A 26,972-nucleotide genomic window follows, 5' to 3' on the forward strand; every position below is an offset into this window, starting at 1 on the left:
AAATTGACTACAAAGACGTATGCTGAAGTTTGGGACTTGGACGTTTTTTTTAAGGGAGGAAGCTCATCTCCTGAACTTCGTGAACATCTGGATGCTTTAGCAAGTAAACTTGATACTTTTGAGCAAACTTTATCATCCTTTGTTGTTCCAACAGGGGAATCAGACGCTACTAAAATTTCTTCTATTATTGAAGAAACTAAACAAGTTGCTGAAAATTTAACACAAGCTGGAGCAGTTGTTGGTTGTTATTTAGCTCAAGATACTACTGATAAACATGCGAACTTATTGCAAGGGGAAATCGGCTCTTTAGGTGCTCGTTTTTCTTCATCCATGCTCGTTGTTCAACAACAGTTATCAAAAACTGAGGAAACTGTTTGGACTGCTTTAATGAAGGCCGATCAATTAAAAGAATTTGCTTTTGTTCTAAACGAATGGCGAGATGAAGCGAAGGAATTACTTTCTGAAAAAGAAGAAGATATGATTACCGCTCTTGGGGTGGACGGCTATCATGGATGGGGTCAACTATACGATTTATTGGTTGGTGACGTGAAAGTTCGTGTCACAGTGGACGGAGAAGAAAAAGAGTTCTCTGTAGGACAAGCGAGTAACTTAAGTTCTCATCCGGATGCAAAAGTTCGAAAAGAATCGTTTGAAGCATTAGAACAAGCATGGACAGATAAAGAAGAGTTCTTTGCTAAAACATTGAACCATATGGCTGGATTCCGCTTGGCCGTTTACAAAAAACGTGGCTGGGATTCAATATTAAAAGAACCATTGCAAATAAATCGAATGAAACAGCAAACATTGGATGCTATGTGGGGCGCAATCAGCGCGCATAAAGCTCCATTTGTAGAATATTTAAAGCGTAAGGCTGAGCTGGTAGGAGCAGATGCCATGCATTGGTACGATTTAGACGCGCCAGTAACTGAATCTACTCAGAAAGTGTCATACCAGGAAGGTGCAGAGTTCATTTTAAAACACTTCGGCAAATTCGGTCCGGAGCTTGAGAAATTCTCACGACAGGCATTTGAAGATGAATGGATTGAGGCAGAAGACCGCCCTAATAAACGACCAGGTGGTTTCTGTACTGGTATGCCTCTATCACAGCAGTCCCGTATTTTTATGACATATAGTGGAACGATGTCCAACGTTGCAACATTGGCACATGAACTTGGTCATGCTTTCCATTCATATGCACTTCGTCCTGTACATTGGATGAATCGTCAATATGCAATGGGAGTTGCAGAAACTGCTTCTACATTTGCTGAAATGATTGTAGCTGATGCAGCGGTAAAAGAAGCATCAACAGCTGATGAAAAATTGGCATTGCTTGAAGATAAGATTCAACGAAGTGTCGCATTCTTCATGAACATTCATGCACGATTTTTATTTGAAACTCGTTTTTATGAGGAGCATAAAAAAGGAATTGTTTCTGCTGCACGCTTAAATACATTGATGGAAGAAGCGCAACGTGAAGCATTTGGAGATGGATTGGGTGAAGTTCATCCGCATTTCTGGGCATCAAAACTGCATTTCTATATCACACATGTACCATTCTATAATTTCCCTTACACATTCGGTTATTTATTCAGCTTAAGCATTTATGCGAAAGCAATTGAAGAAGGCTGCAGTTTCGAAGAAAAGTATATCTCACTACTTCAAGATACGGCAATCATGTCTGTTGAAGATTTAGCAATGAAGCATTTAGGAGAAGATATCACTCAACATGCGTTCTGGGAAAAAGGCATAGCACTATGTATTAAAGATGTGGAAGACTTTCTATCGTTAACTTCATCTAAAGGGTGATTTTCAATGATTTTACTGGACGGCCAAACTTGTTTTTTACGAACATTAGAAGAAAATGATGCTTCAGATCTCACCAATCTAGTATTTAAGAACCGACATTATTGGTCAATTTATGAACCAAGGCATCAGGATTCATACTTTACCGTAGCAGTACAAAGAGAAAAGATTCTAGAATCACTTCACCATATGAAGAACCAACGCGAATTCAGCTTCGGCATTTATGATAGACAGTCGAGGGAACTAATTGGTCATATTTCTATGTACAGTATTAAACGCCTACCTTTTTCAAGTGCTTTCATTGGATATTCTATAGATGAATTGAATGTGGGCAAAGGGGTTGCGACAGAGGCGGTTCAGCTTCTGGTCAAGTATGGAATGGAAGTTATAGGGTTACACCGCATTGAAGCATATGTTTCTCCGCGTAATGTTGGTTCAATGCGTGTCTTAGAAAAAGCAAAAATGCAAAAAGAAGGCTTGTTAAGACAGCTACTATTCATTAATGGTGAATGGGAAGATCATTACATTTATGCAATTTTAGAAAATGATTATTGAAAAGGCAAGGCCGCTTGGCGGAAATGGCGTAAAATGATGAATGGCTGGTTTCTCAATTGAGAAACCAGTTTTTTTATGTCGATTTCCCGGGAAATATTAGATATTATAGGTTGATATGTTTACATATTTTCAACTCAATCATATAATAAAATGAAATCCAATAAGAATAGTAGGTTTTAATGTGAAAACAATTCCGAAGCCTCTTGTGATGGCGAATCAATGGACAATTGTCATATCAGTAGTTATTTCGCTTATTACACAATCCGCGTGGATGTTATTGATTCCTTTAGTTTCATGTCTTTTAAGTTTATTTACAGGATTCAATCCTGTTTTAGCCATAGTTAAGAAATTTTTAACTAAGCCAACAAATGAATATGCCCAAGAAGATTATGACCAGCTACAATTTAACCAATGGTTGGCCGTTGGGTTTTTATTAATTGCGACGATTAGTTTCTTTATGAATTGGAGTATTTTGTTTAACATTGCAACTGTTATGGTGGGATTAGCAGCATTGGTAGCTATTATGGGATTTTGTATCGGATGCTTCATTCGTTTCAAATACCAACAATGGAATTATCGACGCAAAAAATCAGCAGAACAGTAAAAAAGAGCCCAACATGAACTGCACCCCAATTGTTAGACACACTAACAATTGGGGTGCAGTTTTTTTATGTTTCTTATTCCACAAGTGTAAGTCTGCCTGTTGCGGGATCAATGACCAAACCGTGAACTGGAAAATCTTTGACCATTAGGGGATGATTTTTTACCATATCCACACTATGTCTGACACTTTCACTCACATCTTCAAAGCCACGCAGCCATTCGTTCAATTCCACACCCGAATAGCTCAGCATATCGATTGTTTCTTGAGCAATTCCCCGATCAATCATTTTCTGCAGCATGACATCTGGTTTGATGGCACTCATCCCACAGTCGTAATGACCGATTATGTAAATTTCTTCTGCATTCAATTCATATACAGCTACAAGTAAACTGCGCATGATGCCACCGAATGGATGGTTAATTACAGCACCGGCGCTTTTTACAATTTTCACATCACCGTTTTTAAAGTTCATTGCCTTCGGTAATAATTCAAATAACCGGGCATCCATACATGTTAAGATAACTATTTTTTTGTCCGGAAATTTTGTTGTAATGAATTCTTCGTATTGTCTTTCAGCTACGAACTTTTGGTTAAAAGAAAGAATTTCGTTTAATAAAGACATTTATCAGTTCCTCCTAAGTAATTTCCTTTCTTATTGTAGATGATTTTTATAGGGATTCGCCACTTTTAAGTCACATTCCTTAAAAACAAGGTAATGTGTACCGATAATCCTTTGTGTAGAATAGAAATATTAACTACACTATAAGGATAAAGAAACATAAAGGATGAAAAACATGAACCATTCATTGCTTGAAGAGGCAGCTAAATTTATTTTTCAATATGGAGAAGAGAATGGACTTTCAATGGAAGTGGTAAATGACCGTCAGCGTTGTGTAGAAAGTGAAATAAGAGCGACTGGAACCTATACACATACACTGGAGGAAATAACGTATGGTGCAAAGCTTGCTTGGCGAAATAGTACGAAATGCATTGGACGGTTGTTTTGGGAAAGTCTCGATGTTTTAGATGCAAGAGATGTGGAGTCGTCTGATGGAGTAGCCGGATATCTTCATCAACATATTCAACACGCAACAAATACAGGTAAAATTAGATCTACGATTACTATTTTTCCGCCACTTAAACAAAATGAACCGCAAAAAGTGCAATTGTGGAGTCATCAGTTGATCCGCTATGCAGGGTACAAATTGGAATCAGGTGATGTTGTAGGTGATCCAGCTTCGATTGAGATAACAAAAATTGCCCAAAATCTTGGTTGGGAAGGTGAGGGCGGTCCGTACGATTTATTGCCCGTGATTTTTCAATGGGATGAAGGGAATCCAATAATGGTTCCATTAAATAAAGAAGAGATACTTGAAGTGGAAATCAATCATCCCGTTCATCAAAACTGGATACCACTTAATCTGAAATGGTATGCGGTGCCAATCATTTCGGATCGATACTTGGAAATTGGCGGATTACGCTATCCCGCTCCTTTTAACGGATGGTATATGGAGACTGAAATCGCAGCAAGAAATTTAGTGGATTCTTATCGTTACAATCGATTGAGAGATGTCGCAGAACAGTTGGAGCTTGATACATCAAGTACGACAACGTTCTGGAGGGACAGAGCCCTAGTGGAACTTCAACATGCAGTGTATGCATCGTATAAAAAGGCTGGAGTCCAGATTGTCGACCATTATACAGCCGCACAGCAATTTCAAACGTTTCGTGATAAAGAAGAAAAGCAACATAGAGAAGTAAAGGGGGATTGGACGTGGCTCATTCCACCGGTGTCGCCGGCATTGACTCCAATCTTTCATCAAGGAATTATGAACGAGGAATTGTCGCCGAACTTTATCAAACAAAAACGACCACCATTATATAAAAAAATGAGCGAGATGACAGAATCATCCCGCTCACAAGGTTGCCCCTATCATTTTTGATTAGCGGGCAACTTTTTGTATTTTATCCATCATCACTAATGAACGACCTGTACCGATTGCTACAGACTCAAGTGGTTGAGGGGCAATATGAACTGGTACGGAAATCTCGTTAGATAACCATTCTTGCATGCCTTTTAATAGGGCACCGCCACCAGTCAATACAACACCTTGGTCAACAATGTCACCAGATAGTTCTGGAGGACAGCTTTCAAGAGTTGCACGAATTGCTTCCAAAATAGAAAGTAACGATTCTTTCAAAGTCTCTTGAACTTCTACAGAACTGATTGTAATAGTTTTTGGAAGGCCTGTCATGACGTCACGGCCACGCACTTCCATTGTTTCCACTGTATGTGGAATCAAGGCGTACCCGACTTCCATTTTAATTCTTTCAGCTGTGCGTTCACCGATTAACACATTGAATTGTTTACGGACAAAATGAATAATGTCTTCATCCATACGGTCTCCCGCAACTTTTACTGTATTTGATGATACAACGCCACCGAATGAAATAATCCCAACTTCAGTGGTTCCCCCACCGATATCAACAATGACACTTGCAATTGGTTCGCTGACAGGCAGGTCTGCGCCAATCGCAGCTGCTACAGGTTCTTCAATCAAATGTACTTCTTTAGCGCCACTATTTTTCACAGCATCATGAATAGCTCGACGTTCCACTGAAGTAGCGCCAGATGGTGTACATACCATAACGTTCGGTTTACGGACAGAGCTGCCCATTTTTTTGCCTACTTTTTTCATGACCATACGCAACATATCTGTCGTTACATCAAAATCAGCAATGACGCCATCTTTCAATGGTCGAATAACTGTAATCGAGCCTGGTGTTTTACCGATCATACTCTTCGCTTCTTCACCAAATGCGACAACTTGTCTAGTTTTTGTATCCACCGCTACTACCGATGGTTCATTTAAAATAATGCCTTTATTTTTTGTATATACAAGGATATTAGCTGTTCCTAAATCAATCCCCAAATCAATACCTGAAAACATGCAGATTCCTCCCTTAAAACGGTTTGCTTCATAAGTATAGAGGATTTTAGTGCATAAACCATATGGTACTTAATGGGAGTTGTCAAATGTTGCAGAATTTCCTGTGACATAAGGTATAGAGAGGAGGGGGGAATTAAGTATCTTGTAGGATTTTGTCACATTATCGTTATACTCGTGTAGTGTAAATGTAAACGAAAAGTTAAATCATAACAAAAAGCAATCGTCTGTGGACGATTGCTTTATATGATTAATACTTTGTATTAGGTTTTGGATCGATTATTTCTGCGTCATGAGAAACTAAAGCTCTACCCAAGAAATGCATAACGAATTGACCAGTTATCCCAATAATAATCATAAAGCCAATAACAATTATAATCCCGAAAGTCATGAGAACTCTCCTTTCTACTAACCTATTTGTTCAATAGTTATCAGTATACAGGAGGAAAGTGCATTCTTGAAGGTATTTTACCAATTGTCGAAAATTGTTCATTAAAACGCCCAGTTACCTGCACGGAATATCGCTTCACGAGAACCGTCTTCCAAAATTCCATCAATGTCCATTTGCTCAGAACCAATCATGAAGTCCACGTGTGTAATGCTTTGGTTTAAGCCGTTCTCAGCGAGTTCTTCTTGAGACATCTTTTTGCCGCCGTCTAAACAGAATGCATAAGCGCTTCCGATTGCAAGGTGGTTTGACGCATTTTCATCATACAGAGTGTTGTAGAAAAGTAATCCAGATTCAGAGATAGGGGAGTGGTGAGGTACCAATGCAACTTCTCCTAAATACTTCGCTCCTTCATCCGTATCCACCAATTGTTGTAATACTTCTTGTCCTTCTGCAGCTTCCACTTTCACAATGCGTCCTTTTTCAAACGTGATTTTGAAATCGTCAATAATGTTTCCACCGTAGCTTAAAGGTTTAGAGCTAACAACAACTCCATCCACACCAGTTTTCAAAGGAACTGTAAATACTTCTTCAGTTGGCATGTTTGCCATGAAAGAATCGCCTTTTTCGTTTACGCTTCCAGCCCCACACCATAAATGGCCTTTAGGAAGTTCAATTGTAAGATCAGTACCCGGTGCAGTGTAGTGTAACTTGTGATATTTTTTTTCGTTTAAATAATCCACTTTTGCATGAAGAGTTTCATCGTGTTTTTTCCATGCTTCGATAGGAGAGTCAACATCTGCACGCACAGCTTTAAAAATTGCTTCCCATAATGCAGAAATTTGCTCATCTTCAGCAACGTCAGGGAACAATTTCGCTGCCCAAGCTTTAGAAGGAGCTGCAATTACTGTCCAACTGATTTTGTCCGATTGAACGTATTGACGATATTTCGATAAAGCGGTTCCAGCAGCTTTTTGGAATGCAGCAATACGGGAAGACTCAATTCCTTTAAGTAAATCAGGGCTTGAAGATATCACATTCATGAACGCTGCACCTTGATCCGCAAGCTGTTCACGTTCTTGAATTTTCCATGCTGGGAATTCCTCGAAAGAAGCACTTGGAGCCATTTCGAATTTTGTGCGGGTAATGACGTCGTCCGTCCAGTCCACATAAACTTGTTTTGCGCCCACTTCATAGGCTGTTTTAGTTAATAAACGTACAAATTCCGGATTATCAATTGATGCTGTAATGTATAAACTTTGTCCAGGCTGAATGTTAACGCCGACTTTGACAGCTAACTCAGCGTACTTCGTTAATTTCTCATTAAATGATGTCATTTCTAAATTCTCCTTTTTCGTCCAGTCTGCTTCTATAGTAGCAATATTCAAAGCAGTAAATCAATTGCAACATTCGTAATAGGAAAGAATAGTTTGGTATTTCGAAAATTTAGTATTGTAATCGCTCTCACAAAAGTTTATATTATAAACAAATGTTTAAAGAGGTGATGTGATGAATGAAAAAGAACAGGCGATTATTGATATGATTCGCCAAAATCCATTTTTGACCCAAAAAGAAATGGCGGAAACATTGAACATTTCAAGACCCGCGTTAGCTAATTTAATTTCAGGATTAATGAAACAAGGAAAGATTGCGGGAAGAGCGTATGTCTTGCATGAAGAACGGGAAATTCATTGTATTGGTGGCGCAAACGTTGACCGTAAATTCCATCTGCAACAAAATGTTCAACTGGGAACATCGAATCCAGCGAATGCGATTGAAAGTGTAGGTGGTGTTTCACGGAATATCGCTGAAAATTTAGGACGCTTAGGACATAAAGTGCGTCTTTTTACAACTGCAGGTAAAGACGCAGATTGGCATACAATCGAAACAGCTTCGCAAAGCTTTATGAACTTGCAATCCATCGAGCAGCTTCCAAATCACACTACGGGTTCTTACTCAGCAATCCTGGATCCGTCAGGGGAGTTGGTTCTGGCTATTGCCAATATGGACGTGTATGAAGAATTGACACCTGCCTATCTACAAACCTATGAAATGCTGTTAAGTGGTTCAACACTTATTGTTATTGACTTAAACTGTCCGAAAGAAACGGTACAGTATATCCAACGATTTGCTTTTGACAATCAAATTCCATTGGCAATAGTGCCTGTTTCCTCACCTAAAATGAATCGCATGCCCGATGAACTACATGGTGTCACTTGGGTCTTATGTAACCTAGATGAAGCCGAAATGTATTTGAAAAAGACGATTAAAACGAATGAGGAATATCATGAAGCGGTAGTGGAACTTTTAGCTAAAGGTGCAAAGTATGCAGTCATTACTACTGGAAGCAATGGAGTTTATTTTGGTTCCGCTGAAGACGGTGTACGTCACATGCCGGCCGTAAAAGCTTCTTCATTAGAAGATGTCACTGGAGCTGGTGATGCCTTTGTTGGGGCAACGCTACATAGTTGGTTGGAAGGTTTATCACTACCTCAATCGATTCAAGCGGGTCTGATGAATGCTTCCAAAACATTAGCATCTCCTTACACGGTAAGAACTGAACTATCAGCAACACGTTTAATACAAGAAATGGAGGAATTATAAATGAAACAATACATATCTTATTCAACCGAGGTAAAAGAAGCACTGGAGACAGGTAAAGCAGTCGTCGCTCTGGAATCGACTATCATTTCTCACGGGATGCCGTACCCACAAAACGTAATTACGGCAAAAGAAGTAGAACAACTGATTCGTGACAATGGAGCAGTACCAGCAACGATTGCCATATTGGACGGTCAAATCAAAATCGGCTTAACTGATGAAGAATTAGAAGTGCTTGGAAACAGTCCAGACGTAGCCAAGGCATCACGTCGTGACTTGCCATACTTATTGGCAACTAAACAAAAAGGTGCAACAACAGTAGCGGCGACCATGATTTGTGCTGATTTAGCAGGTATTCATGTATTCGTTACAGGAGGAATCGGCGGCGTACATCGTGGTGCTGAAACAACGATGGACATTTCAGCAGATTTGGAAGAATTGGCACAAACGAATGTGGCGGTCATTTGTGCAGGTGCAAAATCGATTTTGGATATAGGCCTCACGCTGGAATATTTGGAGACGAAAGGTGTACCAGTTGTTGGGTATCAAACGGATTCTTTACCGGCATTCTATACGCGAACGAGTCCATTTGCAGTGAATTTCCGTGCGGATGATGCACAAACAGTAGCTGAAATGCTGAGAGCAAAATGGACATTGAATCTGAAGGGTGGAGCAGTCATCGCCAATCCAATTCGTGAAGAAGATGCAATGGAAGAGTCCTTTATTACTGAGATTATTGAAAAAGCATTGGCAGAAGCAGACGAAAACGGCATTGCTGGAAAAAACGTCACGCCATTTTTACTTGGAAAAGTGAAAGAATTAACGGAAGGCAAGAGTTTGGAAGCAAATATTGCCTTGGTTAAACATAATGCAGTTGTTGGTACCGGCATTGCCGTAGCGTATCAAAATTTAATGAATGTGTAATTTCCTAGAGAAGCCTTCCTTGCGAAGGCTTTTTTATGTTTAGTGGAAGAAAATGTGTGAAAGGGAATGGAGAGAGTTTGAGAGGGAATACACGGGTGACGACCGACTTTCTACAGGAAGAAACCCATTTGAACCGAAATAAACGACAAATTTTAAATTCCTTCTATTAATTATTTTTTGCAGAAACGCGAACGTCGATTGCTTATACGGAATACGATACATAGATAAACAATAGGAGGTAATGAAATGTATTCGAATCAATACGTCGCCCCTCTTAATCCATGTCTCAGTCGTGCAGAACTGGAACTGCGTAATACGATGCGTTTACTTTGGTCACAGCATGTATACTGGACAAGAGCAGCGGTGATTGCATTGATAAACGATTCACCCAACCTGGATATGGTGCTGGCGCGATTATTACGAAACGCCCCTGAGATGGGAGATGCACTCGTGCCTTATTACGGAAAGGAAGCGGGAGACCGTTACAGTGAGTTGATTAAGGAACATTTGGTACTTGCAGCCGATCTGGTGAAAGCGGCAAAAGCGGGAGATACGAAAAGTTTTGAAACCATTAATAAAAAGTGGTACGCCAATGCAGATGACATTGCTGAATTTTGGAGTATGATCAATCCTTTTATCACAAAACATGAAATGCAGGAAATGATGTATAAACATTTGGAGTTACTAAAAGCAGTAACGACTTATGAGCTTCAAAAAAATTATACAGCTTCAATCAACACATTTGATCTGTACGAATTACAGGCACTCCATATGGCAGACGAAATTTCTGAAGCCATCGTCGCCCAGTTTTCCTGCCCTCCTTGTTATTGATAATGATAAGTCTATGAACACTATTCAAATTTGAATGGTGTTTTTTTATATACTTAAAAGTTTTGTCGATCAGTAATTGAGGAACTTAATAGTACGGAGGGGATGAGCGTGAAGACGGATGTTTTTATCACTGGTGGCGGCATTGGTGGCTTAACGCTTGCTTTGAAGCTAGTGCGTGTAGCGGCTTTCAATAGTTTCTTCCATTCATTCGAAAATATACATCCATTGCCTCAAAAAGAGCAATTGGAGCAATGGCGAACGGACGTTAATTTAACATCATGAGAAGGCAGTTGGTTTGCTGTGCAATTTAAAAAAGACCTCTAGTCAACATGACTAGAGGTTCTTTTACCGGCTAAAAAAGTTCGCTAATTTTTTAAAATAATTATTTACGTAATGAACCTAACTCTGATGCGATGGCTTGCATTTCGCTTGGACTGAATGAATCACGCTTCATGACCATGGCATACAAATAGTGTAAATCTTCATACTGAGAGTCATCAAAATGCTCAGATTTCATGGCATCTACATTGACCATACGAAGTTTTTCTTTTATTTGTTCAATCATGTATTCCACATTTTCTTGTGAAGGTTGAGTCAAGTTCATTTGGGATTCCTGCCTTTCGGACGATATGGTTAATCATTTCATGGGACCGAAAGATTGTCAAATCCAATTCACATATTGTTTTAATAAAGAAAGAGTTGGGTATATTAAAGCACAATGATTATTACTACTTAGGAGGTTTTTATATGAAGGAAAGCAAATTATTTAAAGGCATGGTTGTTGGAGCATTGGCAGGAGCGGGAATCAGTTTATTTGATCGTGCGACACGTGAAGAGGTTAAATATAAATTGAAAACGGTATCTTCTGACGTGAAATATTACTCAAAAAACCGTGATGACCTGATAATGAAATTACAGGAAAAAGCAGAAGTTCTACAGACGGTTTATACTCAGGTATCCCAAGATGCTCAATATTTATCAGGGAAAGTGAAAGAACTGAAAACCTTGACACCACAAGTGAAAACGTTGGTAACAGATACAAAAGAAGCATTCGAACACTCTAAAGAAGAGTACAAAATCATTGTAAAAGACGATGAAGATGAATTCACTATGCCAGTTTTACCTGAGCATGTATACGAAGAGAAATATTTCTCTTAAGGAAGGGAACGATGGCATGGCTAACGAAGATAATCCAATTCAACCTAGAGGCAGTCAAAAACCCAAGTCGTCTGAGAATTTTTTAAGTAAGCTGAAATTAATGCATTTTAAGAAAAAAAATAAAGAACCTAAGCATCCTTTTGATGTCACATCATCAAAAGGATTCTTTCAAGAATTAATTGCTCGCATTCAACATGTGGACGTAACAGGCTTAGGGGCACAACTTGCGTTCTTCTTTTTATTATCGCTATTCCCTTTGCTGATTTTTTTGGTGACCTTGTTGCCGTATTTGAGTTTGCAGGAGGATCAACTCTTTAATATTTTGCGTACATATGCACCTGATGAAGTATACACGCTGATTGATGGCACTTTGAATGAAGTGCTCAATAACCGCAACGGTAGTTTATTATCAATCGGGATTCTTGCTACCATTTGGTCTGCATCGAATGGGATGAACGCATTGATAAAATCATTTAACCGTTCATATGATTTGGTAGAAACAAGACCTTTCTTCATCGCAAGAGGTATATCCGTTATTTTCACTTTATTGCTCATTATGCTATTTGTAATTGCACTTGTATTGCCGGTATTTGGCGAACAAATTGGTACTTTCATATTCTCTTATCTCGGATATGAACAAGGATTTTTGGAAGTATGGAATAATATAAGATGGACCATTCCACCTGTCATGATTTTTATCGTCTTTATGTTGTTATACTGGATTGCCCCAAATCGCAAGTTGTATTTGAAAAGTGTAATTCCTGGCGCAATCTTTGCAACACTAGGATGGATCGTTGTTTCCCTTGGATTCTCATTATATGTTAATAGCCTTGCCAATTACTCAGCTACATATGGAAGTATTGGTGGAATCATAGTGTTGATGATGTGGCTTTATTTTTCCGGAACCATCTTGATAGTTGGGGGACAAATCAATGCCGTGATGCAGGAACGAAAAGAAAAGCTGGCCATGAAAAAAGCAGGAGCTGTCGTATAGACGCTCCTGCTTTTTATATGTTCCGATTCAGTAGACGTAAACTGTTCAAGATTACTAGAATCGTACTGCCCTCATGGCCAATGACCCCCAAAGGTAAATTTATCACTTGAAAGAAATTGCTGATGATTAAAATGACAATAACGGTAATGGAGAAAAATACATTTTGCTTAACAATCCGATTCATTTTACGAGACAAGCGGACAGCATAATTGATTCTAGACAATTCATTTTTCATGAGGACGACATCTGCAGTTTCCAATGCCACATCCGTCCCTTCACCCATAGCAATTCCAATCGTTGCAGTTGCCAAAGCAGGGGCATCATTTATGCCGTCGCCAACCATCCCAACATTTTCGTATTTCAAAAGTAGTTCTTTCATATGGCTCAATTTTGTCTCTGGCAAGCATTCGGCAATGTATTGATCCACGCCAGCTTCTTCAGCAATTACTTTTGCAGTTTGTTCATTGTCGCCTGTCAGCATAATCGTATAGACACCTGATTCACGAAGTAAAGCAATAGCTTCTTTTGCTTCAGGTCGAATTTGGTCTCTTAGTGCAGCAATGGCAATGATCCCATCGTTATCTGCTGCGAATACGACTGTCTTTCCTTGTTCAGTCAATTTAGAAGCTATGCCATCATGAAACGCCATGGCTGCATCTGTTCCTACGTAACTCGGTTTTCCAACTTTCCATTGTGTCGTTCCAATCGTTGCATGTATCCCCCAACCGGGAACATCTTTCATATTCGAAATAGGTGAAGTGACAATCCCTTGATTAACCGCAAATTTAGTAATTGCCTGTGCAAGTGGATGCGTTGATTGCGATTCAATACTTGCCCAGTTTGTCAGAACTGAGGTTTCATCTATGCCTTCACGAACGATGAAATCAGTCACTTCGGGCTTTCCTTGAGAGAGCGTGCCCGTTTTATCAAGTGCAATTGCTTTCATGGAACCCACATTTTCTAAATGAACGCCGCCTTTGAACAATAATCCATTTTTGGCACCATTTGAAATGGCTGAAAGAGTTGCTGGCATAATCGATGCAACGAGTGCACAAGGAGATGCTACTACGAGTAGTACCATCGCCCGGTAAAATGTCGTCGTCCAGTCCCAGCCAATTAGGAAGTGGGGGAGAAACATCATGATGCCTACCGAGATTAGAACAATCTTGACGTACCTGCTCTCAAACTTCTCTATAAATTGTTGCGCCGGTGATTTTTCACTTTGCGCCGATTGCACAAGTTCGATAATTTTTTGTACGAGCGATTCACTGCTTAACTTGTTCATTTCAATTGTCATGACACCATTTAAATTAACAGTACCGGCAAATAAATGGTCGCCTGGTTGTTTTGATACAGGAATGGATTCCCCACTGATTGCAGCTTCATCTACCAAAGTATTACCGCTCACGATAGTGCTATCTACGGGAATGCGTTCACCCGGTTTTACAAGCAGGCGGTTTCCTATTTGCAACTCCTCTACAGCGACACGCTTTGATTGCCCGGTTTCATCCAGCAGCCATGCTTCCTCTGGTTGTAACTTCATTAACGCTGATAATTCGCGTTGGCTTTTATTCATCGTGTAAGTTTCCAAAGCCCCACTTAGTGCAAAAATGAAAATTAGGACAGCACCTTCCGTCCAATAGCCAATAATGGATGAGCCAATTGCGGCAAAAATCATCAGTAATTCAACGTTTAATTCTTTGTTGTGCACTGTGTGTAAAATGCCTTCCTTCGCCTTGGCGTAACCGCCAATTAGAAAAGCGATTAAATAGATAGAAATGGATAAGGAGCTTTCCTCGCCTTTTCCGATCAGCCAAGCGATTACAATTAATACACCTGATAATAGTGCTGAAATCAATTCGGCATGTGGTTTGATGCGACTGAACATTGTCGGTGAAATATTTTTCTCTTTTGCTCTCATTTACATTCCTCCTGATAATGAAAATCAAAATCACAGTCCCTAAAATGTACGAAAAGCTGGCACTCCCAAAGGGAATACCAGCATTTATTAGAATTTTTATTAATTTATAATCATTATAACATAGAAGTTTTTAAACAGGCAATCTATTGAATTACTTATAGACAGGCACACTGTATTGGGCTAATTTTTCAAGAGATGATCTATCTACATCTGCATGTAAGCTATTGCCGTGAGAATCCATTGTAACGACCGCCGTGAAGTCTTCAACGCGCAAATGCCACATCGCTTCAGGGATACCAAATTGCATTAAATCCACGCCCTCAACATCTTTTATACAATCCGCATAGTATTGAGCAGCTCCACCAATTGCATTTAAATATACTCCGCCGTGTTCATTAAGTGCTTCCAGTGTTTTTGGTCCCATGCCGCCTTTACCCATAACCGCACGAATGCCGAATTTTTTCATGATGTCGCCTTGGTAAGGCTCTTCACGAATGGATGTAGTCGGACCAGCCGCTTTAATATGCCATTTGCCTTCGTCATCTTTCAAAACAACCGGACCACAGTGATAAATGATTTGACCATTCAAGTCTATTGGTGCATCATTTTCGGATAAATATTTATGAATCGCGTCACGTCCTGTATACATCATCCCGCTGATTTTTACGACATCTCCGACTTTTAATTGGCGAATCTCTTCTTCGCTGATTGGTGCACGCAGTTCGACAATGCGAGATGTTGCTTCTTCAGCAGATTGATCTGTACCTGAGTCTTTAAACTCAACTTTTTCGCCTTCTTGATATTGCCATTCATTGATTTCACCAGTCGCAGGGTTAATGTTGATCGCCAATCGACGGTAAGCCCAACAGTTGTAAGCTACGGAAACAAAGAAACTTGCCGGAATACGGTGCATGACACCAATCTTACAACCTAGTAAAGTAGCTTCCCCACCAAAGCCCATCGTGCCAATGCCAAGTGTATTCGCTTTTTCTACAATGTATTCTTCAAGTTCAGCGAGTTGCGCGTTTGGGTTCACGTCATCCACAGAGCGGAATAGTTGTTCTTTGGCTAAGTCATATCCGGAAGCACGGTCGCCACCAATTCCTACACCAATGAATCCTGCTGAACAACCTTGACCTTGTGCTTGATAGACCGAGTGAAGAATACATTTGCGAATGCCATCCAGGTCACGTCCTGCTTTACCGATTCCTTCAAGTTGTGCAGGGAGGCTGTACTGAATGTTTTTATTTTCACATCCGCCACCTTTAAGGATAAGCTTCATTTCTATGTAATCTTTTTCCCATTGCTCAAACTTCACAACTGGTACACCTTCGCCCAAGTTATCACCACTGTTTTCACCAGTCAATGAATCTACTGCATTAGGACGCAGTTTACCAGTTTTCGTAGCAGTCACCATCGCACGTTTGATTGCAGCTTTTATTTCAAGTTGGTTAACCCCAATTGGTGTTTTGATTTTAAAAGTAGGCAACCCAGTATCCTGACAGATAGGGGAGACATTTTCGTCAGCCATTTGAATATTGTTGGTGATTGTATCCAAACTCATCGCAGCACGAGTGCCCGCATTTTCTGCCGCCTTAGCTTTTCGGACTGCACGACGCACATCTTTCGGTAAGTTTGTCGACGTTTCTGTAATTAAGTCATATATGCTTTTTTCCAATGTTTCTAAGTACATGTGTGTTGACCCCTCTCATACATTGCTTAGTCATAATTCCACTCTCCATTATACTCTTTTCAGTTGGCTAAAAAAAGGAATGGATGTCGAAAGGAGGAGGAGGGTAAGGAGAAGTTGGATGCGAATGGACAGAAAGAGATTTGGATGGACGTAAAACCATTGCAGAGGGTTATAAACCGCCTCTGACTGGACATAAATCACTTGCGAACCGACAGAAATGGTCTGCAATTAGTCAAAAAACATTTCAGAGCTTAAAATTTCATTCGAACTAACCGCTTTGAACTTTCACGGTTGATTTTACAAAAAAGGAATCTGCGCCCTTTCCGCGGACGAACTGGCAAGCCTCCTCGCTCGTATGAAAAACTTCTGCTCCTGCATCGCTTCGCTAGCTTCGTCGCAAACGAGTTGTGCAAAATCAAATGCACAACTCGTTCACTGCGGGGTCTTTCCAGCCCGTTTTTCCGCAGGAAAGAATAGGTCCAAAATTAATTTGGCCCTATTCTTTGCGACGAGTAACCGCAGGAGCAGATGTTTTTAGCGCAGATTCCTTTACTTTAACAATATGATTAACAGACTCTAGAATACCCTATTAAATAATGTTGTTGATATTATGAAGAGTGCATTTGCGCCTAGCTGGCCGGAAAGAAAGAATATGGTCAAAGGTAGTTTGACTATATTCTTTGCGACGAGTAACCGCAGGAGCAGCACTTTCGAAGAATGAGACCGCAAGTATGTGGTTTTCATACTTGTTGGGCTCATGCGGAACGTGCGGCAAACGCAAATGTACGATAAACAACCACACCATTTAACAGAGCTAAAATAAAATAGAATTTGGAACATAAAAAAGAGAGCACCCATATAAATAGGCACTCTCCATGTGTTCATTCAGGACGGTTTTTAAATTGTTCCATCTTTTCTTCTAAGTCATCCATCATCGCAATCAAGCGATCAATGTCTTCAAGTTCAGTCGTTTCTGGTTCAATTGAATCTAATACTTCTAAGAAAATGTGAAGACGTTCTTTTAAGTATGTGACTTGTTGGTCTTTGTTTGAAATTGACTTGCCCATGTGAGCCACCTCGCTTTACACATACATCGTAGCCCATATGCAATGATTTTTCAACTGTCAGTAGGACTTACGAAATATTTTAATATTAAATGTATTTTGAATATTTACAAAAGTTAATTAACATGTTAAAGTTAATTTACTTCAACAAGAGAGGGGAGGCCGTAGTGAATAGTCGAAACCAATCAATCAGTTAGAAGGAGGGGGTTCGAACATTTCACCGGCACAATAGCCGTGAATCGATATATGGATACTCAATTGGATATTAGTGATATTTAGAAGGCTCAGCCAATCATCTGTTCGCAGATCATCGACTGAGCCTTCATCAATGTCTAAATAAGTTCGAACGTTTCTACGACTTCAATTGATTGGTCTACAGAACGGACCATAGAACAATTTTTCTTCGTCAGAATCATTGCTTTTTCAACTTTCGCTTCCTCGAGTTGACCTCTTAATTTGAAATGGATGTGCACTTTTTCGAGTCGATTTGCTTCTTCAGGGTTGCGCGAAACTTCCAATACTTCAATTTCCATATCCTCAATCGGCATACGCATCTTCTCACATACTTTTCGAAGAACGCCGCCACTACATCCTACAAGGGACGAAACAATTAATTGGTAAGGTCTGAATCCTTTTGTTTCATCTCCTGAAATCGTTAATTTACCAAACTCCAACTCTGTTTCTAATCCATGTTCTGTCATCACATATTTCAACGCGAATCCCTCCTTTATGATAGAATTGTACCGAAACTTGGTTGAAATGAATATAATTTCAACCCGTACGCAGGAGGTCCTTCATGAATCAGTTTACATCCTTAGAAAAAAGAAGATTTTGGATTTTAGTGGTCATTGTTTCGATATCTGGATTCTCGCAAGGAATGCTGTTGCCACTCATATCTGTAATTTTCGAACAAGATGGACTTTCTTCTTCATTGAACGGTTTGAACGCAACAGGGTTATATATCGGAACGCTTTTAATTTCTCCATTTATGGAACAGCCACTTCGAAGATTTGGTTATAAGCCAATAATCCTCATCGGAGGGATGTTGGTTTTTGTATCATTGCTGTTATTTCCACTATGGAAAAGTGTTGTTTTTTGGTTTATTTTGCGATTGTTCATTGGAATAGGAGACCATGCACTTCATTTTTCGACTCAGACATGGATTACAAGCTTTTCGCCACAAGAACGCTTAGGGCGCAATATCGCATTGTACGGACTGTCATTCGGAATTGGTTTCGCAGCAGGTCCTTTATTTTTGCCACTTGTTTATATTTACGAAGGCTTGCCGTTTATCATATCGGGGATTTTATGTATGTCCGCTTGGTCACTCATATTTTTTGTAGATAATGATTTTCCTGGGCATATGCATGAAACATCCACAATGCGAGGGACATGGGCACGTTTTGGGGCAACCATTGGATTTGCTTGGGTAGCTTTTATCCCTCCGTTTAGTTACGGATTTTTGGAGTCCAGCTTACATGCCATTTTCCCAGTCTACGCGTTGCGAAATGATGTCAATGTGTCTATGGTTTCCATTATATTAGCTGCATTTTCAACAGGCGGAATCCTTTCGCAGTTACCATTAGGTGCTCTAAGTGATCGAATCGGCAGAAAGAAAGTCGTATTATTTTCGTTGTTTGGAGGCGCGTTCTCTTTTAGTTTGGCAGCCATGTTAGAGAATAATGTTTGGACACTTATCGGTGCATTTCTACTCGCTGGTTTGTTCGTAGGGTCAACATTTTCTCTTGGGATTTCTTACATGGCGGATTTGACGCCTAAAGCTTTATTGCCATCAGGAAATTTACTATGCGGCATTTTCTTTAGTATCGGCAGCTTGACCGGACCATTTTTGGGCGGTGTGTTTCTGGAATACTTTGAAGACTTCAGTTTTTTATGGCTTATTTCGTTGTTTTTATTGACCTTAAGTTTGTTAAGCTTGTTGAAGCCCAAAAAACAGCATGTCCAATCGAGTTAAGATTCGATGGGACATGCTGTTTTCAGTTATGAGAGGTCGTTATAGATTTTTTTCTTTAAAAGTATCACCGTCTTCAATTGTTCCCGCTTCATATCCTTTTTTGAACCAACGCATGCGTTGCTCAGAAGTACCATGCGTAAAACTTTCCGGTACGACGTATCCTTGCGTTTTCTTTTGAATATTATCATCACCTACTGCACTTGCAGCAGTAATCGCTTCTTCAATATCGCCTACTTCTAAGTAGCCTTGGCCTTCTGCATAATGGGCGAAAACGCCAGCATAATAGTCAGCTTGCAACTCCAGACGTATTAAATATTGATTGAACTCTTCTTCACTCATTTTATTACGAAGTGCCATTACTTCCTTATTTGTACCTAAGAGTGTTTGCACGTGGTGACCAACTTCATGGGCAATAACATAGGCCATTGCAAAGTCACCAGGAGCTTGGAATTTTTTATTCAATTCTTCATAAAAGCTTAAATCAATATAGAGTTTATAATCGCCTGGACAATAAAATGGTCCTACGGCTGAGCCTGCTGCTCCACAAGCGGATTGGACTTGACCGTTATACAAGACCATGACCGGTTCCTGATATTCCGATCCTTTTTCTTTGAAAAGCTCGCTCCATACAGTTTCGGTGTCTGCCAGGACAACTGAAACGAAATCCGCCAGTTCTTTTTCTTGTTCGGTTTCTTCGTATTGACCTGCTTGGTTCGTATCAGTGCCTTGTATATTATTCAAAATATCACCGGGACCACCGCCACCGATTAGCGTCACAATAATGACAATGACAAGACCAATTCCACCGCCGGCAATTCCTATTCCACCAGCACCCATCCCTCTGCGATCTTCTACGTTTGCACTTTGTCCCCGACCTCTCCACTTCATAGCAATTCCTCCGTCTATCCAATTTAGCTTTATATTCGTAGTAACTTATTGTCTTTATTCCCTAGAATTAAAAATAATAATCCTTGATATTAAACAAAAAGAAAAAGCATGCCCAAATTGAGCATGCCAGAAATTTTTATTTATTATGAGGCTATATTAAATGATTCTAGTGTTTATCGTACATTTACTTGAGCCGTTCCGCATGAGCCAACAAGAATGAAAACCACATACTTGTGGGTCTCATTCTTCGAAAGTGTTGCTCCTGCGGTTACTCGTCGCAAAGAATAAGGTCAAACTACCTTTGACCTTACAGACTGTAGACAAACAAAAAAATGAGTGAATATAACTGTATAATATTGAAAAAGAGCCTATGCAAGAAAATGTTGATTTCCATTGCGGCGGACGCGTTTCGCGGGCACGGCTTCAGTCTCCTCGTCACTACGTTCCTGCGGGGTCTTCAGCTCGTGCTATTCCCGCTGAAGTCGCCGCCTCCACTCCAATCAAAAGAAATTGCTTCTGTAAGCGTGTCTCTGCAAAATACTTAAGTTGGGAGGTGGTTGGCTATTTCTGAAGACTCCTGCGGAAAAACGAAACAAGCTAGCCTCCTCGGCTCAGCTGTCTATGACAGCTGAGCCGAGGAGGCTAGCGTTTCGTCCGCGGAAAGCGAAAGAAATAGCCGACCACAATCTTTTTCGATAGAGTGCAAAAAATATGTTCAAACTACCTTTGACCATATTCTTTCTTGCGGAATGGGAGGTGCAAATGCACTCTTTCGTAATATTTAATGATTATTTACGTTCCAACAATGTGACGCTTTCGATTTGAGCTGTTTGTGGGAACATATCGATAGGTTGGATATAGACGATATTGTAAACCTTACGTAACTCGCTTAAATCTTTTGCTAAAGTGGATGGATTACATGACGTATAGACAAATCTTTTCGGTCGCACATTTAAAATAGTGTGCAATAAACTGTCAGCTAAACCGGTCCGAGGTGGATCTACAGTTAGGACATCAGGGGAGAACCCTTCACGGCTCCATTTAGCAAGCCACTCTTCAGCAGTGCCAGTCTCGTAAGTAGCGTGAGTGAATCCATGTTTCTCTGCGTTTTTCTTAGCATCGTAAATACTATCCGCAATGATATCCATTCCTCGTACTTCTTTTGCTTGATCGGCTAACCATAAGCCAATTGTTCCAACGCCACAGTAAGCATCGACAACGGTTTCTTTACCTGTTAATGCTGCAGCCGATTTAATTTCGTTATATAAACGAACGGTTTGAGCGGGATTCAATTGGAAAAATGCTCGTGCAGATAAATCAAATGAAAGTTCACCTAATTCTTCGTGGAGTGTTTTCTTGCCATGAAGAACTATTGTTCGCTCGCCAAAAATTAAGGAAGTTTGCTTCGGATTGACATTTTGGACAATCGAGACAATGGCAGGATCTATGGTCGCCAATTTATCAATGAGTAGTTGACGTTTCGGCATTTCTGCAAGTGTAGTGACAAGTACTAACTGAATTTCACCTGTTTGAATGCCGGTACGGACCACAATTGTTCGTACTAGACCATTGCCGGTTTCACTATCATAAATCGGTATTTTAAGTTTCTCTAGAATTCTTTTTACTGCATTCGTCACAAGTGTTGTATGTGGATGTTGCACGATACACTCATCGATATCCAATAACTGATGTGTACCTTCCGCAAATAGACCAGCTTTTACTTTCTTGCCGTCTTTACGTACTTGGAATTGACTTTTGTTGCGATAATGCCATGGATTTTCCATGCCTATTGTCTGGCGCACTTCGATATCATTGGCAATGTCTTTTACGTATCGTTCAAGTGATTGCACAATCAAATCACGTTTTTCTTTAAGCTGTTGTTCATAAGTCATATGCTGCAATTGACACCCACCGCAGGCTTCATAAACAGGGCAGGGTGCTTCTTGACGGTGAGGTGAGGCCTTACGGATCTTTAGAATGCTTGCTTCAGCAAAATTGCGCCTGACGACTTGTACTTGAGCGGTCACTTCTTCCCCTGGGAGAGCACCTGTAACGAAGACGACATTGCGCTTATAATAGCCAATGCCTTCTCCATTAATGCCAAGGCGTTTGATTGTCAGCGGGAATTTTTGACCGACTTCGATTATGTTTTCTTGTGACAAATGTTTTCACGTCCTTTACTACTGGTTTCTACAGTATATAGGACAGACCAGTTAATGAAAAGACAACGGGAATTCGATGGCTTCATTTACCAATGCGTTTAACGATGAAAATGTATAGCCTTTCGCTTTGGCATCACGAATAAAATCGGGTAAAGCGGCTGCATTATCCGGAGAAACCGTATGCATCAAAATTATGGCACCTGGATGAAGTTGGTTCATTAAATGGTTGTATGCATAAGCCTTTCCTTGTGGACGATCAGCATACCAATCAACGAAAGCGACAGACCAGAACATATGGCGATAGCCGAGCTCGTTCCCATAGGCAAGTAATTTTTCACTGAAAACACCTTCAGGAGGCCGTGCAAAATATGTTCTCTTCACGCCCGTTTTTTCGGCAAGAATCTGATCGAATTTTTCCCATTCTTCTTTCATTCGTGCTTCCGATAAATTAGCCATATTTGGATGGCCATACGAATGATTTCCGATTGTATGGCCTTCCTTCACCATACGTTGGACCAGGTCCGTCGCACTTTCTACATAATGACCTGTCAGAAAAAAAGTGGCAGGTGCTTTTTCTTTTTTCAATGTATCTAAAATAGATGCAGTGTAGCCATTTTCATAACCATTGTCGAACGTAAGGTATAGGATTTTTTCGTCGGGAGACCCTTTGTAGTAAGCTCCATATTTTTTCAAGAGTTCATCAAATGCACTCCCGGCTTGAGCTTGTTCTTCCTGTTTTGATTTTTTGAATCCCCAATTAAGAGATTCGGCATCTACTTGAAATGGATTCAATAAAATGCCCAGAGTTAATATTGCACATGAGGCAATAACGCCTACGGTATGTTTCCACCACATAAAAACGCAACCTTTCTTTTTAAGATAGGTTGCGTTTTCTCTGAAATGTTATGCATAAATATTTTTAAGCGCCTGTTGCAAATCTGGATAAGTGAATTTAAAACCATGGGTTAACAATTTATCGGGAATAACTCTTTGTCCTTCCAAAACAAGTTGACTCTTGTCACCCAGTACAAGTTTCAATGCAAAGGAAGGTACGGGCATCCAATGAGGTCGCTGTAAAACTTTGCCCAAAATTTCCCCAAAATCATTCATTTGTTTCGGATCTGGTGCTGTTACGTTAAAAGGACCTGAAAAATCTTCATTTTCAATTGCATAAAGAATGGCTTTGGCGACGTCAGCTACATGGACCCATGATACCCATTGATGACCAGTTCCGACTTTTCCTCCGACACCCATTTTATAAGGTAATGCCATAAGGGGAAGAGCACCCTGATCTTTACCAAGGATTATGCCAAAACGTCCGCAAGCCACCCGTGTCCCAAATTGCTCCGCTTCCGTTGCTTTACTCTCCCAGTCCTCAACTGTTTTTGCCAGGAAATCCGATCCACGATCAGAAGAATGTTCGGTATATGTTGCATGTTCAGAAGGGGGAAAAATCCCGATTGCGCTTGCATTAATCAAAACGGAAGGCTTTTTCGTCACTTCTTTAAAAATGCGTAGAACTTCTTCTGTTGCTTTCATTCTGCTATCATAAATTTTTTGTTTTTGTTCCGAAGTCCAGCAACCTTCATTAATTGATGCACCGGCTAGATTAATCCAAGCATCCATACCTTCAGCATGTTCTTCAGGTTTAGCGCCATTTGTAAGCCATTTGACCATATGTACCGAGCCGTTGGATTGTTTATCCGAACGCGTTAAAATATACACTTCATGTCCTTTGTCGGTTAGTTGCTTCGTTATCTCCTGTCCGACAAATCCACTTCCTCCAGTAATCGCTATTTTCATTTATCATACTCCTCCTTTATAAAGCTGTTAGATGTATAATACCCTTTGTTCTATAAGTGTACGCAAATGAATGTGCCTCTAATAATGTGTATACTTGTTACATGAGGTGATAGTTGTGACAGTCATTACGAAAATCATGCGTCAAAAAAATAATCCTGAACGTTATAATATTTATATAGAGGAAAAATACGCATTTGCGGTAGATGAATCGCTTCTTATAAAGTACCAATTATCGAAAGGCAAAGTGCTGGAGGATTGGGAAAGAGATGAAATCGTCTATGACGACGAAGTGCGAAAAGCATTTAACAAAGCACTTCAATTCTTGAGTTTCCGTATGCGGAGTGAACACGAAGTTAAGAAGAAACTGCTTGATGCTGAATACGGAGAAGCCGTTGTTCTGGAAGCCATTCAAAAATTGTATCAACTGGATTTTTTGAACGACGAATCCTTTTCTAAAGCTTTGCTGGAAACGCAAAAGAAAACAGGCAAAAAAGGACCACGTGCCATCCAACAGGAACTCAAGAAAAAAGGAATCGATAAATCGTTGCAAGAAGAAGTGCTTGAAACGTATACGGAAGAAGACCAGACTGAAATTGCAAAAGGTCTGGCTGCAAAAATAGCCAACCAGCATTCTTCCAAAACGCCAAGGCAAGTGAAGCAAAAAATTCAAGACACCTTGTTGCGCAAGGGCTATTCATATGCCATTATAAGCAAAGCAATTGAAGATATAGAATTTGAAACAGAACCCGAAGAATGGGAAGAAATGATTGCCGATCAGGGGGATAAAATCTGGCGGAAATTTTCTTCAAAATATACCGGATTTGATCGCAAGCGCAGAGTAAAGCAAGCCTTATATGTAAAAGGTTTTCCTGCAGAACAAATCGAAATGTTTATTGAAAAAAAGGAGCTCGAAGAAGATGGTAACTGAAAAAAAATATAGTCAAATGACTGAGCAGGAATTACGCCAGGCCATTGCCAATTTATTGGAACAGGCACGAAAGGCAAGTCAGCTAGGGCATGTAAATGAATATGCTGTTCTGGAGCGAAAAGCCATTATGGCTCAGGCATATTTAGTCGATCCATCGTCGATCGTACCTGGAGAGATGTACCGTATTGAAGGAGATCCAGGCGTATTTTTCCAAGTTGATTATTTAAAAGGTCGTTTTGCTTGGGGTTACAGACTTGGTGGGGAAAAATTTACTGAAGCATTGCCGATATCCATGCTAAAACCATTGAAGGAGGGAAAATAATATGCATCAGCAAATCGAACAATTAGTTCAGGAACTTGCAGTAAAGAATGAGTCATTATCTGTCGCCAAAGCACGTGTGTGGATTGAATTACTATGGTCAGATTTTGAATCATCTTACGCAAAAGCAGGCTATGACTACAAAGGTACCGAAGTAACTGAGAAAGTAATTCGTCAATGGATTGAAAGCTATGGAGAACGGATTCATGAATTTGCAGGTAACAATCCGAAATATGCTCATTTGCTACAAGTGGACAACGTTTCACAACAATAAGAAAAGATTTGTTAACCGTTATGGTTATCGAATAAGAAAAGTACACGACATCGAGTGTCGTGTACTTTTTAGTTTGAAAGGAAATCCAATTTTTTATGAAGTTTTTCTTCACTGAAAATCCAGCCTGTATAAGAATTAACGATTTCCAGGTCTTCATTTAAATGAGCAACAGCTACGAATGGGTAATAATCATTGCTGCGATAACGCAAATCAATGAGACGCACTTCATGAATGTGATCAAGATCTGTAATTTCCCAACGGTAAATAGGAGAGAATGAGATGAAAGCTTGCAAGTTCTTGTCTTTCAATGCTGCTTTCACAAGGGGAGAATCTGGTATCGTTTTACGGTCAAAGCGATCGTAAATATTGATTGAACGTCCATAAGCTCTACCTACATAGTGATGCGTTTTAGAGATTGCTGCAATACGCCATTGGAAAAAACGAATCGTTGGTGCGATGATGATTTCTTCCGCCGTAGGAATCGTATTTTTGACTGCATGTCTGACTGCATGCTGGACTGCAAACCTAAGAAGGTAATAGACAAAAACAATTGCGTATAGCAACAGCATTGTATATACCGGATTTGCACCGAATGCCCAGAACAACAAGGCGACCACATGCAAACCAAAAATGATGGGATCAAATGTATTGATTACTCCAAGAGCCACCCATTTATTTGAAAATGGACGTAGCGCTTGCGTTCCGTATGAATTGAATATGTCCACAAAAACATGGAGAAATACGGCCAGAAATGTCCATAACCATAAATGTAAAAAGTCTGCACTCGGCATAATTAAATGAAGGACGCCGGAAATCGCCAAAGGCCATAGCAAGACAGCCGGAATGGAATGGGTAATGCCGCGATGATGGCGAATATATACCGCATTATTTCTTAATTTCAGGACCGTATCAAGGTCAGGAGCCTGAGAACCAATAATGGTTCCTGCAATGACGGCTGTGGCGGTCATGGAATGGTTAGCAACCACTGGATCAATCATGGCTAGTCCACCTAAAGCGATTCCCATGACAACATGAGTACCTGTATCCAACTGTATCAACTCCTTTGTATGGAGACTGCCCGAATAATTTTGTTCATCATAAGATATTTTTGTTAAAATAACAAACGGTTAGACTTCCAA

Annotated in this window: 28 protein-coding genes; 14 read left to right on the forward strand and 14 right to left on the reverse strand. The window is 40.1% G+C overall.

Annotated elements, in window-relative coordinates; all coding sequences use genetic code 11:
• The first annotated feature begins 3 nt into the window (after positions 1–3).
• The 3 genes from AC1DSK_RS08045 to AC1DSK_RS08055 all read left to right on the forward strand — a co-directional run bounded on the left by AC1DSK_RS08045 (position 4) and on the right by AC1DSK_RS08055 (position 2,962).
• The gene (locus AC1DSK_RS08045) at positions 4–1,806 is read left to right on the forward strand and encodes a M3 family oligoendopeptidase (RefSeq protein WP_477548228.1); all 1,803 of its coding nucleotides are present in this window, start codon (positions 4–6) and stop codon (positions 1,804–1,806) included.
• 6 nt (positions 1,807–1,812) lie between these two features.
• Positions 1,813–2,358, forward strand: coding sequence for a GNAT family N-acetyltransferase (locus tag AC1DSK_RS08050; RefSeq protein ID WP_477548227.1), 546 nt, complete (start codon positions 1,813–1,815; stop codon positions 2,356–2,358).
• A gap of 181 nt (positions 2,359–2,539) precedes the next feature.
• On the forward strand, positions 2,540–2,962 hold the full coding sequence (locus tag AC1DSK_RS08055) for a DUF4395 domain-containing protein (protein WP_477548226.1): 423 nt from the start codon (positions 2,540–2,542) through the stop codon (positions 2,960–2,962).
• Between the two features lie 73 nt (positions 2,963–3,035).
• Here the strand turns inward: AC1DSK_RS08055 and AC1DSK_RS08060 are convergent, their stop codons facing one another.
• Positions 3,036–3,584, reverse strand: a complete 549-nt coding sequence (locus AC1DSK_RS08060) for a beta-class carbonic anhydrase (protein WP_477548225.1) — start codon at positions 3,582–3,584, stop codon at positions 3,036–3,038.
• 172 nt (positions 3,585–3,756) lie between these two features.
• On the opposite strand from AC1DSK_RS08060, the gene AC1DSK_RS08065 reads away from it, so the two are divergent.
• Complete coding sequence (locus tag AC1DSK_RS08065; RefSeq protein WP_477548224.1) at positions 3,757–4,905, forward strand: nitric oxide synthase oxygenase; 1,149 nt, start codon at positions 3,757–3,759, stop codon at positions 4,903–4,905.
• Here AC1DSK_RS08065 and mreBH read toward each other — a convergent pair whose 3' ends face one another.
• The 3 genes from mreBH to AC1DSK_RS08080 all read right to left on the reverse strand — a co-directional run bounded on the left by mreBH (position 4,906) and on the right by AC1DSK_RS08080 (position 7,635).
• Positions 4,906–5,913, reverse strand: coding sequence for a rod-share determining protein MreBH (mreBH, locus tag AC1DSK_RS08070; RefSeq protein WP_016429258.1), 1,008 nt, complete (start codon positions 5,911–5,913; stop codon positions 4,906–4,908). It lies immediately after the preceding gene.
• A gap of 247 nt (positions 5,914–6,160) precedes the next feature.
• Positions 6,161–6,301, reverse strand: coding sequence for a hypothetical protein (locus AC1DSK_RS08075; RefSeq protein ID WP_016429257.1), 141 nt, complete (start codon positions 6,299–6,301; stop codon positions 6,161–6,163).
• A gap of 101 nt (positions 6,302–6,402) precedes the next feature.
• On the reverse strand, positions 6,403–7,635 hold the full coding sequence (locus AC1DSK_RS08080; protein ID WP_477548223.1) for an aminopeptidase: 1,233 nt from the start codon (positions 7,633–7,635) through the stop codon (positions 6,403–6,405).
• A 172-nt stretch (positions 7,636–7,807) separates the two neighbouring features.
• On the opposite strand from AC1DSK_RS08080, the gene AC1DSK_RS08085 reads away from it, so the two are divergent.
• The 4 genes from AC1DSK_RS08085 (at position 7,808) to AC1DSK_RS08100 (ending at position 10,936) form a co-directional block, all read left to right on the forward strand.
• A complete protein-coding gene (locus tag AC1DSK_RS08085) occupies positions 7,808–8,902 on the forward strand; it encodes a carbohydrate kinase (RefSeq protein ID WP_477548222.1) in 1,095 nt (364 codons plus the stop codon).
• Positions 8,903–9,823 (forward strand): pseudouridine-5'-phosphate glycosidase, encoded by a 921-nt coding sequence (locus tag AC1DSK_RS08090; protein WP_477548221.1) that lies wholly within the window; start codon positions 8,903–8,905, stop codon positions 9,821–9,823.
• A gap of 246 nt (positions 9,824–10,069) precedes the next feature.
• Entirely contained in the window at positions 10,070–10,654 is a 585-nt protein-coding gene (locus AC1DSK_RS08095) for an acetylglutamate kinase (protein WP_477548220.1), read from the forward strand.
• A 108-nt stretch (positions 10,655–10,762) separates the two neighbouring features.
• Positions 10,763–10,936 carry a hypothetical protein gene (locus tag AC1DSK_RS08100; protein WP_477548219.1) on the forward strand — a complete coding sequence of 58 codons (174 nt, stop codon included), beginning with the start codon at positions 10,763–10,765 and terminating at the stop codon, positions 10,934–10,936.
• A 100-nt stretch (positions 10,937–11,036) separates the two neighbouring features.
• Here the strand turns inward: AC1DSK_RS08100 and AC1DSK_RS08105 are convergent, their stop codons facing one another.
• A complete protein-coding gene (locus tag AC1DSK_RS08105; RefSeq protein ID WP_477548218.1) occupies positions 11,037–11,258 on the reverse strand; it encodes a DUF1128 domain-containing protein in 222 nt (73 codons plus the stop codon).
• Between the two features lie 143 nt (positions 11,259–11,401).
• Between AC1DSK_RS08105 and AC1DSK_RS08110 the strand changes: the two genes are divergently transcribed.
• Entirely contained in the window at positions 11,402–11,812 is a 411-nt protein-coding gene (locus tag AC1DSK_RS08110) for a YtxH domain-containing protein (protein ID WP_477548217.1), read from the forward strand.
• Between the two features lie 16 nt (positions 11,813–11,828).
• On the forward strand, positions 11,829–12,806 hold the full coding sequence (locus AC1DSK_RS08115; protein WP_477548216.1) for a YihY/virulence factor BrkB family protein: 978 nt from the start codon (positions 11,829–11,831) through the stop codon (positions 12,804–12,806).
• Between the two features lie 13 nt (positions 12,807–12,819).
• Here the strand turns inward: AC1DSK_RS08115 and AC1DSK_RS08120 are convergent, their stop codons facing one another.
• The 4 genes from AC1DSK_RS08120 to AC1DSK_RS08135 form a co-directional block, all read right to left on the reverse strand.
• Positions 12,820–14,727, reverse strand: a complete 1,908-nt coding sequence (locus AC1DSK_RS08120; protein ID WP_477548215.1) for a heavy metal translocating P-type ATPase — start codon at positions 14,725–14,727, stop codon at positions 12,820–12,822.
• 151 nt (positions 14,728–14,878) lie between these two features.
• The gene (locus AC1DSK_RS08125) at positions 14,879–16,420 is read right to left on the reverse strand and encodes a fumarate hydratase (RefSeq protein WP_477548214.1); all 1,542 of its coding nucleotides are present in this window, start codon (positions 16,418–16,420) and stop codon (positions 14,879–14,881) included.
• A gap of 881 nt (positions 16,421–17,301) precedes the next feature.
• Positions 17,302–17,487, reverse strand: coding sequence for an SE1561 family protein (locus tag AC1DSK_RS08130; protein WP_016429246.1), 186 nt, complete (start codon positions 17,485–17,487; stop codon positions 17,302–17,304).
• A 329-nt stretch (positions 17,488–17,816) separates the two neighbouring features.
• Positions 17,817–18,197, reverse strand: a complete 381-nt coding sequence (locus AC1DSK_RS08135; protein ID WP_477548213.1) for an OsmC family protein — start codon at positions 18,195–18,197, stop codon at positions 17,817–17,819.
• An 83-nt stretch (positions 18,198–18,280) separates the two neighbouring features.
• Between AC1DSK_RS08135 and AC1DSK_RS08140 the strand changes: the two genes are divergently transcribed.
• Entirely contained in the window at positions 18,281–19,459 is a 1,179-nt protein-coding gene (locus AC1DSK_RS08140; RefSeq protein WP_477598161.1) for an MFS transporter, read from the forward strand.
• Positions 19,460–19,498: 39 nt separating this feature from the next.
• On the opposite strand, the gene ypfJ is transcribed toward AC1DSK_RS08140, so the two are convergent.
• The 4 genes from ypfJ to AC1DSK_RS08160 form a co-directional block, all read right to left on the reverse strand.
• The gene (gene ypfJ, locus AC1DSK_RS08145) at positions 19,499–20,347 is read right to left on the reverse strand and encodes a KPN_02809 family neutral zinc metallopeptidase (protein ID WP_477548211.1); all 849 of its coding nucleotides are present in this window, start codon (positions 20,345–20,347) and stop codon (positions 19,499–19,501) included.
• 788 nt (positions 20,348–21,135) lie between these two features.
• Positions 21,136–22,509: a 23S rRNA (uracil(1939)-C(5))-methyltransferase RlmD gene (gene rlmD, locus AC1DSK_RS08150; protein ID WP_477548210.1), complete on the reverse strand. Its 1,374-nt coding sequence runs from the start codon at positions 22,507–22,509 to the stop codon at positions 21,136–21,138.
• Between the two features lie 51 nt (positions 22,510–22,560).
• Entirely contained in the window at positions 22,561–23,364 is an 804-nt protein-coding gene (gene pdaA, locus AC1DSK_RS08155) for a delta-lactam-biosynthetic de-N-acetylase (protein WP_477548209.1), read from the reverse strand.
• A 48-nt stretch (positions 23,365–23,412) separates the two neighbouring features.
• Complete coding sequence (locus tag AC1DSK_RS08160) at positions 23,413–24,312, reverse strand: TIGR01777 family oxidoreductase (protein ID WP_477548208.1); 900 nt, start codon at positions 24,310–24,312, stop codon at positions 23,413–23,415.
• Between the two features lie 115 nt (positions 24,313–24,427).
• Between AC1DSK_RS08160 and recX the strand changes: the two genes are divergently transcribed.
• Genes recX through AC1DSK_RS08175 form a run of 3 tightly spaced genes read left to right on the forward strand, consistent with a single transcriptional unit; the run spans position 24,428 to position 25,833 of the window.
• Positions 24,428–25,240 carry a recombination regulator RecX gene (recX, locus tag AC1DSK_RS08165; RefSeq protein WP_477548207.1) on the forward strand — a complete coding sequence of 271 codons (813 nt, stop codon included), beginning with the start codon at positions 24,428–24,430 and terminating at the stop codon, positions 25,238–25,240.
• Entirely contained in the window at positions 25,230–25,562 is a 333-nt protein-coding gene (locus AC1DSK_RS08170; RefSeq protein ID WP_424473306.1) for a YfhH family protein, read from the forward strand. Before recX ends, AC1DSK_RS08170 begins: the two co-directional genes overlap by 11 nt.
• A gap of 1 nt (position 25,563) precedes the next feature.
• A complete protein-coding gene (locus AC1DSK_RS08175) occupies positions 25,564–25,833 on the forward strand; it encodes a YfhJ family protein (protein ID WP_477548206.1) in 270 nt (89 codons plus the stop codon).
• A gap of 68 nt (positions 25,834–25,901) precedes the next feature.
• On the opposite strand, the gene AC1DSK_RS08180 is transcribed toward AC1DSK_RS08175, so the two are convergent.
• On the reverse strand, positions 25,902–26,882 hold the full coding sequence (locus tag AC1DSK_RS08180) for a metal-dependent hydrolase (protein ID WP_477548205.1): 981 nt from the start codon (positions 26,880–26,882) through the stop codon (positions 25,902–25,904).
• Positions 26,883–26,972: the final 90 nt, after the last annotated feature.

Source organism: Paenisporosarcina sp. P4_B8 (genome assembly GCF_056402175.1).

What these genes read in the sequence shown, in the direction of transcription:
- AC1DSK_RS08050 (WP_477548227.1), top strand. Translation starts at nt 1,813, where the DNA reads ATGATTTTACTGGACGGCCAAACTTGTTTTTTACGAACATTAGAAGAA.
- AC1DSK_RS08060 (WP_477548225.1), bottom strand. Translation starts at nt 3,584, where the DNA reads ATGTCTTTATTAAACGAAATTCTTTCTTTTAACCAAAAGTTCGTAGCT.
- AC1DSK_RS08065 (WP_477548224.1), top strand. Translation starts at nt 3,757, where the DNA reads ATGAACCATTCATTGCTTGAAGAGGCAGCTAAATTTATTTTTCAATAT.
- mreBH (WP_016429258.1), bottom strand. Translation starts at nt 5,913, where the DNA reads ATGTTTTCAGGTATTGATTTGGGGATTGATTTAGGAACAGCTAATATC.
- AC1DSK_RS08075 (WP_016429257.1), bottom strand. Translation starts at nt 6,301, where the DNA reads ATGACTTTCGGGATTATAATTGTTATTGGCTTTATGATTATTATTGGG.
- AC1DSK_RS08080 (WP_477548223.1), bottom strand. Translation starts at nt 7,635, where the DNA reads ATGACATCATTTAATGAGAAATTAACGAAGTACGCTGAGTTAGCTGTC.
- AC1DSK_RS08085 (WP_477548222.1), top strand. Translation starts at nt 7,808, where the DNA reads ATGAATGAAAAAGAACAGGCGATTATTGATATGATTCGCCAAAATCCA.
- AC1DSK_RS08090 (WP_477548221.1), top strand. Translation starts at nt 8,903, where the DNA reads ATGAAACAATACATATCTTATTCAACCGAGGTAAAAGAAGCACTGGAG.
- AC1DSK_RS08095 (WP_477548220.1), top strand. Translation starts at nt 10,070, where the DNA reads ATGTATTCGAATCAATACGTCGCCCCTCTTAATCCATGTCTCAGTCGT.
- AC1DSK_RS08105 (WP_477548218.1), bottom strand. Translation starts at nt 11,258, where the DNA reads ATGAACTTGACTCAACCTTCACAAGAAAATGTGGAATACATGATTGAA.
- AC1DSK_RS08110 (WP_477548217.1), top strand. Translation starts at nt 11,402, where the DNA reads ATGAAGGAAAGCAAATTATTTAAAGGCATGGTTGTTGGAGCATTGGCA.
- AC1DSK_RS08115 (WP_477548216.1), top strand. Translation starts at nt 11,829, where the DNA reads ATGGCTAACGAAGATAATCCAATTCAACCTAGAGGCAGTCAAAAACCC.
- AC1DSK_RS08120 (WP_477548215.1), bottom strand. Translation starts at nt 14,727, where the DNA reads ATGAGAGCAAAAGAGAAAAATATTTCACCGACAATGTTCAGTCGCATC.
- AC1DSK_RS08125 (WP_477548214.1), bottom strand. Translation starts at nt 16,420, where the DNA reads ATGTACTTAGAAACATTGGAAAAAAGCATATATGACTTAATTACAGAA.
- AC1DSK_RS08130 (WP_016429246.1), bottom strand. Translation starts at nt 17,487, where the DNA reads ATGGGCAAGTCAATTTCAAACAAAGACCAACAAGTCACATACTTAAAA.
- AC1DSK_RS08140 (WP_477598161.1), top strand. Translation starts at nt 18,281, where the DNA reads ATGAATCAGTTTACATCCTTAGAAAAAAGAAGATTTTGGATTTTAGTG.
- ypfJ (WP_477548211.1), bottom strand. Translation starts at nt 20,347, where the DNA reads ATGAAGTGGAGAGGTCGGGGACAAAGTGCAAACGTAGAAGATCGCAGA.
- pdaA (WP_477548209.1), bottom strand. Translation starts at nt 23,364, where the DNA reads ATGTGGTGGAAACATACCGTAGGCGTTATTGCCTCATGTGCAATATTA.
- AC1DSK_RS08160 (WP_477548208.1), bottom strand. Translation starts at nt 24,312, where the DNA reads ATGAAAATAGCGATTACTGGAGGAAGTGGATTTGTCGGACAGGAGATA.
- AC1DSK_RS08170 (WP_424473306.1), top strand. Translation starts at nt 25,230, where the DNA reads ATGGTAACTGAAAAAAAATATAGTCAAATGACTGAGCAGGAATTACGC.
- AC1DSK_RS08175 (WP_477548206.1), top strand. Translation starts at nt 25,564, where the DNA reads ATGCATCAGCAAATCGAACAATTAGTTCAGGAACTTGCAGTAAAGAAT.